The 16,613-nt window shown below is 37.2% G+C and carries 16 protein-coding genes and 1 riboswitch; of the genes, 15 read left to right on the top strand and 1 reads right to left on the bottom strand.

Going from position 1 to position 16,613, the window contains the following annotated elements; translation table 11 throughout:
* Nucleotides 1–21: 21 nt before the first annotated feature.
* A riboswitch (SAM riboswitch) is annotated at nucleotides 22–131 on the top strand.
* Between the two features lie 203 nt (nucleotides 132–334).
* From MM236_RS10615 to MM236_RS10595, 5 genes are all read left to right on the top strand, one after another.
* Nucleotides 335–1,642, top strand: a complete 1,308-nt coding sequence (locus MM236_RS10615) for an O-acetylhomoserine aminocarboxypropyltransferase/cysteine synthase family protein (RefSeq protein ID WP_241274959.1) — start codon at nucleotides 335–337, stop codon at nucleotides 1,640–1,642.
* A gap of 57 nt (nucleotides 1,643–1,699) precedes the next feature.
* On the top strand, nucleotides 1,700–2,758 hold the full coding sequence (locus MM236_RS10610) for a homoserine O-acetyltransferase family protein (RefSeq protein WP_241274958.1): 1,059 nt from the start codon (nucleotides 1,700–1,702) through the stop codon (nucleotides 2,756–2,758).
* Nucleotides 2,748–3,974 carry a homoserine dehydrogenase gene (locus MM236_RS10605; protein WP_241274957.1) on the top strand — a complete coding sequence of 409 codons (1,227 nt, stop codon included), beginning with the start codon at nucleotides 2,748–2,750 and terminating at the stop codon, nucleotides 3,972–3,974. The genes MM236_RS10610 and MM236_RS10605 overlap by 11 nt, the downstream gene beginning before the upstream one ends.
* 617 nt (nucleotides 3,975–4,591) lie before the next feature.
* Nucleotides 4,592–4,810 (top strand): hypothetical protein, encoded by a 219-nt coding sequence (locus MM236_RS10600; RefSeq protein ID WP_241274956.1) that lies wholly within the window; start codon nucleotides 4,592–4,594, stop codon nucleotides 4,808–4,810.
* 41 nt (nucleotides 4,811–4,851) lie between these two features.
* On the top strand, nucleotides 4,852–6,066 hold the full coding sequence (locus MM236_RS10595) for a DUF4221 family protein (protein WP_241274955.1): 1,215 nt from the start codon (nucleotides 4,852–4,854) through the stop codon (nucleotides 6,064–6,066).
* A 6-nt stretch (nucleotides 6,067–6,072) separates the two neighbouring features.
* Here the strand turns inward: MM236_RS10595 and MM236_RS10590 are convergent, their stop codons facing one another.
* Nucleotides 6,073–6,513 carry a DUF2147 domain-containing protein gene (locus MM236_RS10590; RefSeq protein ID WP_241274954.1) on the bottom strand — a complete coding sequence of 147 codons (441 nt, stop codon included), beginning with the start codon at nucleotides 6,511–6,513 and terminating at the stop codon, nucleotides 6,073–6,075.
* A gap of 137 nt (nucleotides 6,514–6,650) precedes the next feature.
* On the opposite strand from MM236_RS10590, the gene pdeM reads away from it, so the two are divergent.
* From pdeM to MM236_RS10540, 10 genes are all read left to right on the top strand, one after another.
* Nucleotides 6,651–7,319 carry a ligase-associated DNA damage response endonuclease PdeM gene (gene pdeM / locus MM236_RS10585; protein ID WP_241274953.1) on the top strand — a complete coding sequence of 223 codons (669 nt, stop codon included), beginning with the start codon at nucleotides 6,651–6,653 and terminating at the stop codon, nucleotides 7,317–7,319.
* Nucleotides 7,320–7,449: 130 nt separating this feature from the next.
* Nucleotides 7,450–8,340, top strand: a complete 891-nt coding sequence (locus tag MM236_RS10580; protein WP_241274952.1) for a cell division protein FtsX — start codon at nucleotides 7,450–7,452, stop codon at nucleotides 8,338–8,340.
* Nucleotides 8,341–8,344: 4 nt separating this feature from the next.
* On the top strand, nucleotides 8,345–8,554 hold the full coding sequence (locus tag MM236_RS10575; protein ID WP_241274951.1) for a DUF3098 domain-containing protein: 210 nt from the start codon (nucleotides 8,345–8,347) through the stop codon (nucleotides 8,552–8,554).
* A 2-nt stretch (nucleotides 8,555–8,556) separates the two neighbouring features.
* A complete protein-coding gene (locus MM236_RS10570; protein WP_241274950.1) occupies nucleotides 8,557–9,351 on the top strand; it encodes an undecaprenyl-diphosphate phosphatase in 795 nt (264 codons plus the stop codon).
* Nucleotide 9,352: 1 nt separating this feature from the next.
* Nucleotides 9,353–10,039, top strand: a complete 687-nt coding sequence (gene truB / locus MM236_RS10565; protein ID WP_241274949.1) for a tRNA pseudouridine(55) synthase TruB — start codon at nucleotides 9,353–9,355, stop codon at nucleotides 10,037–10,039.
* On the top strand, nucleotides 10,026–10,958 hold the full coding sequence (locus MM236_RS10560) for a bifunctional riboflavin kinase/FAD synthetase (protein ID WP_241274948.1): 933 nt from the start codon (nucleotides 10,026–10,028) through the stop codon (nucleotides 10,956–10,958). Before truB ends, MM236_RS10560 begins: the two co-directional genes overlap by 14 nt.
* A 10-nt stretch (nucleotides 10,959–10,968) precedes the next feature.
* The gene (locus tag MM236_RS10555; RefSeq protein WP_241274947.1) at nucleotides 10,969–11,667 is read left to right on the top strand and encodes a CoA transferase subunit A; all 699 of its coding nucleotides are present in this window, start codon (nucleotides 10,969–10,971) and stop codon (nucleotides 11,665–11,667) included.
* A 289-nt stretch (nucleotides 11,668–11,956) separates the two neighbouring features.
* A complete protein-coding gene (locus MM236_RS10550) occupies nucleotides 11,957–12,613 on the top strand; it encodes a 3-oxoacid CoA-transferase subunit B (protein ID WP_241274946.1) in 657 nt (218 codons plus the stop codon).
* A gap of 339 nt (nucleotides 12,614–12,952) precedes the next feature.
* Entirely contained in the window at nucleotides 12,953–13,297 is a 345-nt protein-coding gene (gene gldC / locus MM236_RS10545; protein WP_241274945.1) for a gliding motility protein GldC, read from the top strand.
* Between the two features lie 414 nt (nucleotides 13,298–13,711).
* Nucleotides 13,712–16,603, top strand: a complete 2,892-nt coding sequence (locus tag MM236_RS10540) for a TonB-dependent receptor (protein ID WP_241274944.1) — start codon at nucleotides 13,712–13,714, stop codon at nucleotides 16,601–16,603.
* Nucleotides 16,604–16,613: the final 10 nt, after the last annotated feature.

Raw genomic sequence — 16,613 nt, 5'->3', positions numbered from 1 at the left:
TATCACTTTTTATAGTGTTGGGATTTATACAGAAGAGACGAGAGACAGGCTCTAAGACCCTCTGGCAACCTGGAAAATCCAAGGTGCCAATTCCTGCCGAAAGAGAATATCCTCCTTCGGAAATATAAATTCTTAACAAGATGATTTATATTCCAAATTTCAGGCAATCCAACAATTCAAATTTGACAAGTCAAGTTCAATTCACTATGTGTTTTGATTCTTTTGCATGTCCCATGTGTAGGTGATTTTTGCCTACTACCAACTGTTTCCTTCTTCAGTTCCCTTCAAAAAGAATATTGATACGTAATTCTCAAACCAATTTAACCATTTTATCATGTCAGCAAATTATCATTTCGACACTTTACAGCTTCATGCTGGACAAAGCCCAGATTCTGCAACTAATTCAAGGGCAGTGCCAATTTATCAAACGACTTCTTATGTTTTCAATTCCGCTGAACACGGAGCTAACCTTTTTGCTTTGAAGGAATTTGGGAATATCTATACCCGAATCATGAATCCCACAACAGACGTTTTTGAGCAGAGAGTGGCAGCTTTGGAAGGTGGGGTGGCAGCTGTTGCAACTGGTTCTGGTCAGGCAGCTCAGTTTTTGGCTTTGAACAATATCCTGCAAGCAGGTGAGAATTTTGTTTCTACGTCATTCCTTTATGGCGGTTCTTATAACCAATTCAAAGTGGCTTTCAAAAGAATCGGTATCGAAGCAAGGTTTGCAAAAGGAAATGCTGTAGCAGATTTTGAAGCCTTGATAGATGACAAAACAAAGGCACTTTACCTTGAGACGATCGGCAATCCTGAATTTAATATCCCTGATTTTGAAGCAATTGCAGCTTTGGCTCAAAAATACGAAATCCCTCTTGTCGTAGACAATACTTTTGGTGCAGGTGGCTATTTGTTCAAACCTTTGAAGCATGGTGCAAATGTAGTGACTGCTTCGGCTACAAAATGGATCGGTGGTCATGGGACTTCAGTAGGAGGGATCATTGTAGATGGAGGGAATTTCAATTGGGGAAATGGGAAATTTCCACAATTCACTGAGCCTTCTGAAGGATATCACGGATTGAAATTTTGGGAAGTTTTCGGGGAAAATAATCCATTGGGACTTCCAAACATTGCATTTGCAATCAGAGCGAGAGTTGAAGGTCTAAGGGATTTTGGCCCTGCATTGAGTCCATTCAATTCATTTTTGTTGCTTCAAGGGCTAGAGACACTTTCCTTGAGAGTTCAGAGAACTGTAGAGAATGCCCTTGCGATAGCTCAATGGCTAGAAGGCCATGATCAAGTTCAAAAAGTGAATTATCCTGGATTGAAATCTTCTCCTTACCATGATTTGGCTAAAAAATACCTTACCAACGGTTTTGGCGGTGTATTGAGTTTCGAGATCAAAGGAGACAAAGAAAGCACTTCTGAATTTATCAATAAGCTGGAATTGATCTCCCATCTTGCAAATGTTGGTGATGCAAAAACCTTGATCATCCAACCTTCAGCAACTACACATCAGCAACTTTCTGAAGATGAACAAAAAGCTGCGGGAGTGACGCCAACTTTGTTGAGACTTTCATTGGGTATAGAACACATTGAAGATATCAAAACAGACTTACAACAAGCTTTTGATCAAATAAAATAACCTGTAAATCTTACAAAGTCTAATTGTCGGGAGACTAATTCATCATTTCAAAATCCAATGAATTTAGAAAGCCCTTACCTGAGTATCGATATGGCGCAAGAGACCTTTATCCATAAAGGAGATTTTCAACTAGAATCCAAAGAAATAATAAAGGACATGCAGTTGTCTTTTATCACACATGGTCAGTTAAATGCGAAAAAGGACAATGTGATTTGGGTGATCCATGCACTAACAGGTGATGCAAATGCGCAAGAATGGTGGTCAGGAATAATCGGCGAGGATAAGTTTTATGATCCAAGTAAATACTTCATCATCTGCGCCAATTTATTAGGATCATGTTATGGTTCGACCCAGCCACTTTCGGAAAATCCAGTTACGGGCGGACCATATTATTATGATTTTCCAAACTTGACTTCCAGGGATATGGCCAATGCATTGGAATTGCTCAGGTTAGACTTGGGGATTCATCAAATCCATACCTTGATAGGAGGTTCACTTGGTGGTCAGGTCGGTATCGAGTGGGCTTATGTGTTGCAAGAAAAAGTCAGAAATACAATCATTCTTGCTAGCAATGCCAAGACCTCTCCTTGGACGATAGGCTTCAATGAGACGCAAAGAATGGCAATTGCAGCAGATCAAACATGGGGTAAAAATGATCCTGATGCTGGAAAAAAAGGTCTGGAAGCAGCAAGAGCGATTGCTATGTTGACTTACAGACATCCAGAAAATCTTGCAAACAACCAAGCTGATGAGGCTGACAAAACTGATGGCTATAGAGCAAGCTCTTATTTGAGATATCAAGGACAAAAACTCGCCAAGCGATTCAATGCCTTGTCTTATTGGACTTTGACCAAGACGATGGATAGCCATGATATAGGAAGGAATAGAGGTGGAGCAGCATTTGCTTTGTCCCAAATCCCTTCAAGAGTCCTCGCCATTGGCATTGATAAAGATTTACTTTTCCTCAAAGAGGAATCACAATTTATTGCCAACCATGTTCAGAAAGGGACCTATCGAGAGATCAAATCTTCTTACGGACATGATGCATTTCTAATAGAATACGAACAGTTAAAATATATTCTCAGCTCTTTTTACCTAGAACACAATGATGACTAAGCGAATAGGACTCTTCGGATTTGGAGTAGTTGGCCAAGGCTACTATCAGATTGCCAAAAAACAAAAAGAACAATGGGTACCGGATACCATTGTCGTGAAGGATCAGAAAAAAAGAAGACCTTCTGACATAAAATTCTCATATACAGCAAAAGATGTTTTTGATAAAAATCCTGACTATATTCTTGAGTTGATTTCCGATGAAAAGGAAGCTTATGAGTATGTTACGGAGGCATTGAAAAGGGGGATTACCGTTATTTCTGCAAACAAGAAATTACTTTCTGCACATCTTCCTGAGTTGATCAGCCTGCAAAAAGTGTTTGGCGGGAAGTTGCTTTATGAAGCGGCTGCTGCGGCAGGGATTCCTGTGATTACCAATCTGGAAACCCACTTTGAAGAGGATACGATTATAAGCTTAGAAGGAATTCTCAATGGGTCTTCCAATTATATACTTTCTCGCATTTTCAACAATGGTCTGAGCTTCGAAGAAGCACTTAGAATGGCTCAGCAAAAGGGTTTTGCAGAATCTGATCCAAGCTTTGATATCAATGGGAGTGATGTGTCTAGCAAACTGAATATCCTGATTTTGCATGCATTTGGGAAGTTTGTTGGACAAGAGCAGATTGCTACTTTTGGCATTCAGCACTTGGGTGATGTAGAGATCAACCTTGCAAAAGCATTAGGCTTAAAAATAAAATTGATGGCAAAAGCTGACAAGGATTACAGAGGTATATCTGCACAGATTTTACCAACTTTTGTAGAAGAGTCCAATTCCTTTTTTGGAGTGGAAAATGAATACAATGCCGTAAAAATAGTTTCAGAACACTTGCAAGAGCAGTTTTATCTAGGAAAAGGAGCTGGTAGCTTGCCCACTGGTGCAGCAGTGTATGGTGATTTGATCAAAGCCAGAAATGGTTTCTCGTACAATTATTCGAAAGTGAATTTTGATAAACCTTTGGACGAAAAACTCTTGAATCTGGGCGTGAGGGTATTGTTCAGAAGCAAGTCACTGGAGCAAAATGACAGCGTAGTATTCTCTCCAGAATATTCGATACACTTGGACGGATATTACTATACAGTAGGAAAGGTAAAGCCAAAGAATTTCTCAAGGCTCAATGAAGAAGGAGGAGTTTCTATAGTCGCCTTACCAGATAGTGTATCAGCAGAGGATGTAGATTATGCTTTCAGGGAGATTCAAAAATCTGTGGAGGTAGTTTGATTTTGAAAGGTTTGAATGCAGAAAAGGAATGCTGTAAAATCGAGTCCTATATTTTGTTTTATGTATATCCGCTTTCAAACCAGTATCCACATTAAATTAGGTACACACCTAGAATTCAGCTGCTGTCAGCTGCTGTCAGCTGCTGTCAACTGTTGACAGTCAATAGGCGACGATTTTCCGCTTGATCCAATTGTTTTTATTACCTACTGGTGTCATTGCGGATAATCATATTTCTTTTTATTGGGATGGGCTAATGCACCATCCCAATTGAGTTTGTAAATTAAATTTTTTGAGATCAAAGGAATAGATCTAATTATCCCAAGCAGCTTACTGTTTTTATGTGTCTTCTAATTAGTTGCCTCCTTCTTTATATGGAGTGTGAAGATAGAAATCAAAATTTCTTAAGGTTTTAGCAAAGAAAAATATTTCGCAAAATTACACTATTCGTATTTTAATTATCTTTTAGTTAGAATATTGATTTATTTAAATTTTCAATATATATAGTCACAATTTTTTCAACTAAAAACTTGCTTATTTCTTTCTTTCTTTATGAAAGATTCTTTGGTGGCCATCATAAAGTCTGTTTAATTAAGTATTTAACGTAAATAAAAGTGAGTATGAAAAATTTTATGAAATTAATAATGGGTGCTTTTTTTGTTTTATTGACATCAAATATGTTGATTGCTCAAGACGAAAGTTTGCCTCCTGTTGGAGAGGTAGGTACAACTTATGACCAAAGACTTTGTACTGTTAAACCGCAGCACAATGGGACTGAATGCCAAATTATTCATCCTGAGGGATTGTGTTCTACTATAAGCGCTTGTGGTCTAAACTAATTCTTACATAAATTAAATGAGATGCAGAATTTACATGTTTAATGGTAAATTCTGCATTTTTATTATTAATCTGTATTTTAAAAATTATGAGATTTAAATTCTTTACTATTATATTGATTAGCACGTTGGTTAGTTGCGGGGACAGGGAGCTAAAGAAGGAAACTTTTTATTCTGATAAAATAATTTCATACACTGTCGAGGAATTAAATATTCCAATAAACAGTGATCTCAATAACGACTACCCGTACAGTTCTCTTTATTTGAATGGAAATTCTGTTTATTTTATTGGATTCAATGCTCCAAATCATAAGCTCGATGTTTTTAATTTAAATCAAGAAAAGTATGAGTTTTCAATATATTTGGAAACTGATGGGCCAAATAAAGTGGGAGATCCTTGGGATTTTTACGTACATAACATGGATTCAATTTTTTATTTAGATAACAGTTCCAATCTTCATATAATCGATAGAAATGCCAGAGTATTAAATTCAATAAATCTTAATAAACAAAACTCAAGACTTGCATATAAAGCAAGTCCTATTTCATTCAAATTGCATTACTCCCAGGTAGGTAGAAATGTGTATTTTAATAGCTATTCTATCAAACATTTACCAAAGAAATCTCAATATTATCAAGAACCAATCATAACTTGGATCAATTTGGAAAATGAAAAATTAAATTCATTCCCAATTACTTTCCCAGAATCATATTCGAAAGATGGTTTTTTCCTTGGTGAAACTATGGAGCCAAATGTTACTTTTTTTTCAGATGAAATCTTTTATTCATTTCCAGCAGAACATTTTTTCTATAAATATGATATCAAAAACAAGTCTACTGAAAAATATTGGGCTGAAAGCTCAAATACAGCAAATGAGGCTAAACTGATGCCGGCGGATGATTATCAAGATTTAAACAAGAGAATTGTCCATAGAATAGAAAACCCATATTTTTATCCATTACTCAAAGATCCTTATCGAAATTTATATTATAGAATCCATTTTGGTGATATTCCTCATAAAGTTGACGATTTGGGAACGCAATTTAATTCGATGACTGAAAAACCCGAGTTCTTAATGGTTTTTGATAGTGAATTTAAAGTAATTACAGAAATCAGATTACCTTTTAATAGGTTAAGTGCACAATCATGCTTTGTTACTAATGAGGGTTTGTTTTTTCCTAATAATCATTATTTAAACCCTGATTTGTCAGAAGATTATTTGAGTTTTCTCGTTTATAAGTTTGAAAATAATAATTGACGCTTTCTATTCCACCTTCGTCCACTCCACAGTCCTTCCTACAAGAGAAATTCCTATATAACCTCTCACTTCCAAGGTTTTATCATTCTTCTTTTTGATGATGCATGAATAGGTTTTTCCGTTTTTCGGATCGTAGATGGTTCCGTCTTCCCATGCTCCTCCTTTGTATTCAAAACCATTGAGGAGCTTCATTCCCATGATTGGTCGATCTCGCTTTGATTTATCACTGTTGTTTTTATCAGTCTTTGGCTTGCCATTTTCTGTTGGTTCGGCAAGCCATACGATTTTTCCTGAATACTTATTTCCCTCTTTGGTGATTTCAACTTGTGCATCTTTTTCGGTATTGTACCATTTCCCAACAATTGCATCCGCATTTTGCGCAAAAACTGCTGATCCACAAAAAGTGAAAATCAGGACAAGACTTAATTTCAAGAATTTCAAATTCATAATATTTTGAGTTTAGGTTGTTATACTTAATCGAATAATAATACTTTTATAAAACGAAAACAAATTACTTTGTTTGCAAATTTGCTTTCAAAAGTGTGTTTAATCCTCGTTTTATTAAATGAATTAGAGCAATAAAAATGCTAGAAATAGATCATGGTCATGAATTGAAGCTTGAGACATTGGGTTTTAGCTTATTTTTATTACCTCAAAATGCCATCTACTGCAAATCAATGGAAGCGATCTTTATCGCAGATCCACATTTTGGTAAGGCAGCACATTTTAGAAAAGCAGGGGTGCCGATTTCAGAATATTTGCATCATGATGATTTGTCTAAGATCAGTAAATTGATTCAAGATTTCAATCCTAATGATATTTACTTTTTGGGTGATTTGTTCCACTCTGATCTAAATGATTCTTGGTGGGTATTGGAAGAATTCATAGAATTGTTTCCATCTGTAAATTTTCATTTGGTAAAAGGCAATCATGATATCTTGCCTGCTGCCTGCTATCAATCAGGAAAGTGGATTATTCATGATGAACCTTTGGAGTATCATGGACTTATGCTTTCCCATGAACCAATGGAATCTGTGCCAAATGGAAAAGTGAATTTGTGTGGACATATCCATCCGGGGATTTCTCTGAGTGGAAAAGGAAGACAGAAAATCACCTTACCTTGCTTTTTCCACAGTGAAGGGAGACTGCTTTTACCAGCCTTTGGAAGATTCACAGGATTGGTCAAGATGACTTGTACCAAATCAGACCAAGCCTTCGTTATTGCAAATGAAAAGGTAATTCGAGTCAATTAAATCGAATATGATTGGTTATATACAGTAACCTGATTAATTTTGACCAAATTTGATTACTTATTTCGTGCTTCTATCATCTAAGGTATATCAATCTGTTTAAAAAAGGGGTAAAATCCCTATCTCAATCAATATGAAAGGCAATTCAAGGAAAAAGACCAAAGTCGGTAAATTCAAATTTATCTCAGTACTCTTCAGTACAACCCTTTCCCTTTTTATTGTTGGACTATTTGGGGTGATTTTTATCCAAGCAAAGACACTTACAAAAATCATCAGGGAGAATATTGAAATCCAGGTTTTTCTTAATAAAAATATCGAAGAAAAGCAGAAAGCCAATATCGGAAAATTGCTAGCTGCAAAGCCTTACATCATGCAAAAAGCAGATAGTTCTGCTTTGGTTTTTATATCCCAAGAAGAAGCTGCCGCAAGTTTTTTGGAAGATACAGGGGAAGATTTCACCAAATTCTTGAATGATAACCCACTGCGGGACAGTTATACCATTGCCATTTCTGAAGAATATCAGACATCTGAACAAATCCAAGAAATTGTGACAGAGATCCAGGATATGGATGGAGTATTTGAAGTGACATACATGTCAGATTTGGTAGAATCTATCAATGAAAATCTACTGAAAGTGAGCTTGGTGATGGGAGGTTTTATCATTATTTTGATCGTGACAGTCATCATGCTGATCAACAATACGATCAGGTTGGCATTGTTTTCACAGCGGTTTTTGATCAGAAGTATGCAGTTGGTGGGTGCCACGAGAGGTTTTATACGTCAGCCATTTCTGAGTAGGGCATTTTTCTTTGGAGCCTTATCAGGAGTTTTGGCTTCAGCTATACTATTCGGGATCATCGAATATACCAAAGCTAATATCGACGGTTTTGCCATGCTACAGAATTATGAATTATTATATATGCTTTTTGGGGGACTGATTATAGTAGGTGCTTTACTTTCTGTATTCAGTACTTTAAGAGCGGTAAATAAATATTTGAATATGTCTTTGGACGAACTTTATTAAAAATATGAGCAATCAATCTTTACCTTTTGCCAAGAAAAATTACATTCTGATGTTGATCGGAATCGCCATTATAGTAGTAGGATTTACCATCATAGGCCTAGATCCCGAACCACACGGATTTGGATTTATGGGATTGACTCTTGGGCCAATAGTCACTCTGATTGGTTTTATTTTTGAATTTTACGCAATTTTCTACAAAGCCGAGAAAAAATAATAATGGATATTATAGATGCTATAATCCTTGGAATCATTCAAGGGTTAACGGAGTTTTTGCCTGTTTCTTCAAGTGGGCATTTGGAATTGGGTTCTGCCATATTGGGCGATACCAAACTTCCTGAGGAGAGTATGATGTTTACAGTTGTGCTCCATTTTGCCACGGCATTATCTACTATTTTGGTATTTAGAAGGGATTTGGCAGAGATTTTCAAAGGTTTGTTCCAATTCAAATGGAATGAAGAAACGAAGTTTTCTATCAAAATAATCATTTCAATGATTCCCGCTGCCATAGTAGGTGTGTTTTTCAACGATCAGCTAGAGCAGTTTTTTGGTGGAAAGATTGTATTTGTAGGATGCATGCTTCTATTGACGGCAGTTTTACTGTACTTGGCAGACAAAGCAAAAAACACAGACAAGCCAGTCAGTTTTGGCAATGCTTTTTTGGTAGGGATATCGCAGGCTATTGCGATTCTACCCGGTATTTCTAGGTCAGGAGCTACGATTTCTACGTCTGTGCTTTTGGGAATAGATAAGTCTAAGGCAGCTCGATTTTCCTTTTTGATGGTTGTACCATTGATCTTGGGAAAAATCGCTAAAGATATTTTGGATGGCGGACTTGCTTATAATCCAGAGAGTTTTGGTTATTTGTCAGCAGGTTTTATCGCGGCATTCGTGGCAGGATATTTTGCCTGTACTTGGATGATTGCTTTGGTAAGGAGAAGCAAATTGACATATTTTTCTATTTATTGCGCCATAGTAGGTTTGATAGCCATAGGAGTGGGCTTATATTTGTAAAATGCAGGAACAAGAACCGTACGGAGAAGTATTTTTGATTGATAAACCTTTGGAATGGACATCATTTGATGTTGTCAAAAAAGTAAGGAATGCACTAAGAATCAAAAAAGTGGGCCATGCTGGTACACTTGATCCTTTGGCTACTGGGCTTTTGATTGTGTGTGCTGGTAAGAAAACCAAAAGTATCGATACCTACATGGGGCAGGAAAAGGAGTACACTGGTACTTTTGTTTTGGGGAAAACCACTGAGAGTTTCGATAGGGAAAAGGAAATCATAGAAGTGGCAGACCCTTCCCACATTTCCAAAGAAATGTTGCTAGCTGCTGTAGCGGAATTGACTGGTGATATTTTGCAAGTTCCACCGATGCATTCTGCCATCAAAGTAGATGGCAAGCGTGTCTATGAATCGGCAAGAAAAGGGATAGAGGTCAAAATGGAACCACGTCCAGTTACAGTATCCGAATTTGAAATCACAAGGTTTGAGCTGCCAGAGATTGATTTTAAAATTGTTTGCTCCAAAGGAACTTACATCAGAAGCTTGGCGAGGGATCTTGGAGAAAAGCTGGAGGTTGGCGCCTATATGTCGGCATTGAAGCGAACAAGAATAGGAGAATTCAAGTTAGAAAATGCAGAAGAACTAGGGGAGTTGGTTGAAAAAATTAAAGCAAGAATGAATGAGGATTTATGAAGGAATTGAGGATTTTGGTCCTGTCACTAATCCGGTAGTCACTAGCGGCACTTTTGATGGGGTTCACCTTGGCCATCAAAAAATCCTCCATAGAATCAGGACTATAGCTGATGAAATTGGAGGGGAAACTGTTTTGATCACTTTTTGGCCACATCCTAGATTGGTCCTGTATCCAACAGAGCACAAATTGAAATTGCTTTCCACTTTTGAAGAAAAAACCAAATTGTTACGCCAATTTGGGATCGATCATTTGATTACAATTCCCTTTACCAAAGAATTTTCTGAACTTAGTTCGGAAGATTTCATCCAGAAGATCATAATCGACAAAATCCAAACAAGAAAATTGGTGATTGGTTATGACCATAGGTTTGGGAAAAATAGAGAAGGAGGATTTGATTACTTAAAGGAAAATATCCAAAATTACGCTTTTGAGCTGGAGGAAATCTCACGAGAGGATGTGGAGAATGTGGGAGTATCAAGTACCAAAATCCGACATGCTTTGGAAGTTGGGAAAGTCCACATAGCAAATGACTACCTTGGTAGAGACTACGAGCTCAATGGAATTATCATCAAAGGACAGCAATTAGGCAGGTCCATTGGATTTCCCACGGCAAATATTCATGTTCCAAATGACTACAAGCTGATTCCATCCGACGGCGCTTATGCGGTAGAAGTCATTGTGGAAGGAGAAGGATTCAATGGCATGTTAAATATTGGCAACAGGCCAACTGTAAACGGAAATAGCCGTAGTATTGAAGTAAACCTTTTTGATTTCGAAGGGGATTTGTATGACAAGCGCATAACTGTCTTGATCAAAGAGTACCTCAGACCAGAGACAAAATTCGGAGGTTTGGAAGAATTGAAAAGTCAACTCAAATCAGATAGAGAAAAAGCAATAAGCATATTAACCCAAAAATAATTTTCAAATTATGATCAATAAAACAGTAGCAAACGCAGAAGTGGCTGTAGCCGATGTTTTTTCCAATGCGGTTTTGATGTTAGGAGGCTTTGGGCTTTCGGGGATTCCTGAGAATAGTATCAAAGCATTGCTCGCCCGAGATCTTCACGGCTTGACTTGTATTTCCAACAATGCAGGAGTAGATGATTTTGGGATCGGACTAATGCTACAAAAGCGGATGGTCAAAAAAATGATATCAAGCTATGTGGGTGAAAATGCAGAATTTGAAAGACAATTGTTAAGTGGTGAGCTAGAAGTGGAACTTATCCCACAAGGAACTTTGGCCGAACGAGTAAGGGCAGGAGGAGCTGGAATTCCAGCATTTTTCACACCAGCAGGAGTGGGGACAGAAGTTGCAGATGGTAAGGAATTGCGAGAATTTGATGGGAAGTTATATCTTTTGGAAAGGTGGTTGAAAGCTGATTTTGCATTTGTAAAAGCTTGGAAAGGTGATACTGCTGGCAACTTGATTTTCAAAGGTACGGCCAGGAATTTCAACCCAATGATGGCAGCAGCAGGGAAAATAACGATAGCTGAAGTTGAAGAATTGGTTCCAGCCGGAGAGTTAAATCCAAATGAAATCCATACTCCAGGCATTTATGTACAGCGGATTTTCCAAGGAAAAGACTACGAAAAAAGAATTGAACAAAGGACAGTTTCTAGGAAGTGAAATATAGTAGAAATATATCTTTGACGAAATATGGTTGAAATAAGCTTCGCAAAATATGCTACTACCATTCGGTGTATAAGTAAAGCTAAATTAGGTTGAAATATACTTCGTGAAATATAGTTGAAATAAGCTTCGCGAAATAAGGTTGAAATATGCCTGGGGGCGAAATACGATTGAAATATTTCCATTTATTTCTACTCTATTTCAAATTATTTCCACCTTATTTCAATTAATCTAAAATCTACCTTCTAAAATCTTAATTTATAAAAGACCCTAAATAACTCTAGATATGCTCAACAAAGATCAAATAGCCCAAAGAATAGCCAAAGAAGTGCAAAATGGCCAATACATCAATTTGGGGATTGGTATCCCGACTTTGGTGGCAAATTATATTCCAGATGATTTGGAAGTTGTATTGCAATCTGAAAATGGACTTTTGGGGATTGGACCTTTTCCTACCGAAGATAAAGTTGATCCAGATTTGATCAATGCAGGAAAGCAGACGATTACCATGTCCAAAGGATCTGCACTTTTTAACTCCTCCGAGTCTTTTGCAATGATCCGTGGAGGGCATGTTCATTTGACTATTCTAGGAGCTATGGAAGTTTCCGAGAATGGAGATATTGCCAACTGGAAGATCCCAGGAAAAATGGTCAAAGGAATGGGTGGAGCTATGGATTTGGTTGCATCCGCAGAAAATATCATCGTGGCTATGCAACATTGCAGCAAAGATGGTCAATCCAAATTACTGAAAGAATGCTCCCTTCCCATTACAGGAATCAGATGTGTCAAAAAAATAGTGACAGATTTGGCAGTAGTAGAAGTGCTTCCAGAAGGAGGTTTTAGATTGTTGGAGCGAGCCCCAGGCGTGTCTGTTCAAGAAATAATCGATAAGACAGAAGGGAGAATGTTGGTAGAAGGAGAAATACCTGAGATGAGTTTTTAGGTTTGTGATGGAGATTTGATTAATGAAGTGGTTAGGCTTAATCGTCAGCAATTAACCTTGGATGTGAAAAAAGCCAATGAACAATACAGCCATTTTGAACTCAAAACCATTACCAAAAGCCACGATTGTTTTCTAATCATAGACAACACGGATGTGTGTCATTTAGGAGCTTCACTAAAGGATTTGGCTAAAAAATGGTTTGACTTTTCTAAAATGGATAAGAATTCGGTAGAGACTATTTTGGAATCGATCTGCATTTGATTTTTACAAAAACCAACTCATCTTCGGAACTTAGATTCTGCTTTTGTAGTTTTGTCGGATATATAATAAAAATAGGTAATGAAAAGCTCAGAAATAAAGTTTAAAATCAATCTTGACGATAAGAATCTGCCTAAATCAATCCAATGGGATGCTTCAGACAAAGAAGGTGAAGGTGAAGAAACTACAAAAAGCATTAGTTTGAATGTTTGGGATAATTTGAACCACAGTACATTGAGAATTGATCTTTGGACCGAGGACATGTCTGTAGTAGAAATGAAAAGATTCTATATAGATATTCTAGGAGGTATGGCTCAGACAATTTTAAATGCTACTGGAGACGAATACATTTCTGAAGAAATGAAAGAGCTCTGTGACAGGTTGGTGAAACATGTCAATGAAGAAAATAAAAATTCTACGAAATAATTACAATCCCTGACCCTTGTCAGGGATTTTTTTTTGGTTCTATTTACCTTTTATTTTCATTAGATCTCCATGTTGTTCGTCAAATCAACAGGTAAACCATAGCGATTTCTTTTGCTACACAGATTCTTTAGCTGGACTTATGAGAACTTCTGATTATTTGCTTGATGAAAGTGAAGAGAGATTAATTTTTGAGTAGTGTGGGTTTTTGTAAAATTTAAAATATTAAAAATCAGTATTTAATCAATAGTAGCTGATTATCAGGAGTTTTTTTTGAAATAGTAAAAGTGCTAAATGTTTTTCTTGAATTTTTTTAGTTAAAAATGAAGGTTTATTCGGAAATTCCTCTAATTTTCACAATGATTCGTCCGTTTTAGGAGGATTGAGTCAATTAAACAATAAACCCAAGATTAACATATGCAAAACTTTACAAAAAGAGCATGGCTGGTAGTTTTTACACTATTTGTCATAGTTTCCTTTAGCACATCTACGGTTTTTGCTCAGAGTACTAATATTTCAGGTACTGTGACTGAGGAAGGGTCAAAAGAAACACTCGTTGGGGTGAATATAGTGGTAAAAGGAAAAGTGATCGGTACAGTTACCGATATGCAAGGAAATTTCAACCTTCGTGTGAACCAAGCGCCACCATTGACATTGATTTTTTCAATGGTCGGTTTTGCAAGTCAGGAAGTTGAAATCACTCAGGAAAATGTCTCGAATCTACAGGTCTCTCTCGCCGAGCAATTTATGCTTGGACAAGAAGTTGTAGTCTCGGCTTCAAGAGTAGAGGAGAATATCCTAAAATCTCCAGTTTCCATAGAGAAAATGGATATTCTTGCGATCAGAGATACTCCTGCTGACAATTATTACAAAGGTATTGCGAATTTGAAAGGAGTAGATGTGACCACGTCTTCCATTAATTTCCAAATTATCAACGCAAGAGGCTTCAATTCCACGGGAAATACGAGATTCGTGCAATTGACTGATGGAATGGATACACAAGCTCCAGCGTTGAACTTCCCAATTGGGAACCTCAATGGCCCATCAGAATTGGATGTCGAATCAGTAGAATTTATCCCAGGATCAGCTTCGGCACTTTATGGGCCAAATGCTTTCAATGGCATCTTACTTGTTAACAGTAAAAGTCCATTTGAATATCAAGGTTTGAGTGCATTTTACAAACAGGGAGTAAACCATATCAATGGAAGAGCTGGTGAACCATCTAGTCCTCAGCCGATGTATGAAGGATCTATCCGCTATGCAAAAGCATTTAATAATAAGATTGCTTTCAAAATCAATGCTTCCTATATGCAAGCAGTTGATTGGCATGGAACAGATCAAACTGATCTAAGCAGAGAAAGCCAAGGAAATCTAGCTTTCAATCCAGGGGCAAATAGGGTTCATGTTTTTGGTGATGAGGTTTCCAATAATATTGGTTTGTTTAAAAATGTGGCAGGATTCCAACAGAATGCCCAAGCAGAGGGATTGGCGGCTTTTGTCCCTTTCCTTCCTGATCAAGTGGTATCTCGAACTGGATATGACGAGAGACACTTGGTAGATTACAATGCAAGCAATCTCAAATTAAATGGAGCATTGCATTACCGAATTACAGATAGGTCTGAATTGTCATATACTGTGAATTATGGTGCAGGAACTTCAGTGTATACAGGTGCCCAAAGATATTCATTGGCTAATTTTTCTATTATCCAACACAAACTGGAGCTAAAAGGTGATAACTACTTCTTGAGAGGATATACCACTATTGAAAATTCTGGAGATTCTTACATTGCAGACTTGACAGGTGTAGCAATTAATGATAGATGGAAGAATAATACACAATGGTTTAGTGAGTATGGATTGAATTATCTAGAAGCACTTGATGTTGCAGGATTCAATCCAGGTGCTGGACAAGCACCTTCACCCGCAATGATGGCAGGTGCTCATCAATTTGCAAGAGGAGCGGCAGATACAGGAAGACTACTGCCAGGTACTCCTGAATTTGAAGCTGCCAAGTCTTCAGTTAGGTCTGAAGTGATACCAAGTGGTTCTTTATTTGATGATCAATCTAGAATGAATATGTTAGAAGGCCAGTATGATTTCAAAAATGAAATCGACTTTATGGATCTTCAAGTAGGTGCCTCTTACAGGGTTTATGATTTAAGATCAAACGGAACCATCTTCGCTGATGTAGAAGGAAATGACATCACTATTCAGGAAATCGGTGCTTTTGCCCAAGGATCAAAAACAATTTTTGATGATAAATTAAAGCTGACAGGTTCATTGAGGTATGACAAAAACGAAAATTTTCAAGGTCAACTGAATCCAAGGATTTCAGGTGTTTATAGTCAAGGAAATAGCAACTTCAGAGGATCTTATCAGACAGGTTTCAGAAACCCGACTACACAAGGTCAGCACATTGATTTGAATGTTGTTTCCGCAAGATTGATTGGTGGATTGCCATTCTATAGAGATAAGTATGATATTTTCACTAATGCATATAGCCTATCATCTGTTGAAAAATATATTTCGCAAGTGAGTTCAGGCATTTCGCCTGTAAGTGCTGAAGCCATTGATTCTTTAGTTAGAGTTACCTCATTGCCGGAACTTCGTCCGGAAAGGGTGCAATCATTTGAAATAGGATACAAAAGCTTATTGGCTAACAATAGGTTAATGATAGATATAGCATATTACTATAATATTTATAATGACTTCATTACTCAAACCGCCATCAGGAAAGCTCCAGGCCCAATTTTCTTTGGTGCAGAACCAGGTTCTGATCAAGAAGCAATCAATGCGATCAATGCTCCAACATTGCTGACTCCGGTTACTATTCCAGGTCAGGAAAACACTTTCCAGACTTATACAAACATAGTAGATGAAGAAGTTAGAGCTCATGGTGCTGCCATCGGTCTTACTTACAATCTCCCTGGGAATTTCACTATTGGTGGTAATTACAATTTCAATAGGCTTATATCCGATATAGGGGAAGATTTCTTGAATGATTTCAACACTCCTGAGCACAAGACCAATGTGACTTTTGGAAATAGAAAGCTTACTGAAAAGATTGGTTTTGGTTTGACGTATAGATATCAAACTGCATTTAGATGGGAGTCCACTTTCGCACAAGGAGATGTTCCGGAAATCCACACTTTTGATGCGCAAGTTAGCTACAGGTTAAAGGATTTGAAATCTATTGTAAAATTGGGAGGTTCCAATATTTTCAACAACAGAAATATCCAGAACTTTGGGGGTCCTACAATTGGAGCTGTCTACTATGTATCCATCACGTTTGATGAGTTGTTAAACTAAAAATCTGCTA

This window comes from Belliella calami (assembly GCF_022549695.1).
Taxonomy (GTDB): domain Bacteria; phylum Bacteroidota; class Bacteroidia; order Cytophagales; family Cyclobacteriaceae; genus Belliella; species Belliella calami.
The sequence above is the reverse complement of the archived record's forward strand: the minus strand, read 5'-3'. Positions and strand labels throughout refer to the sequence as shown.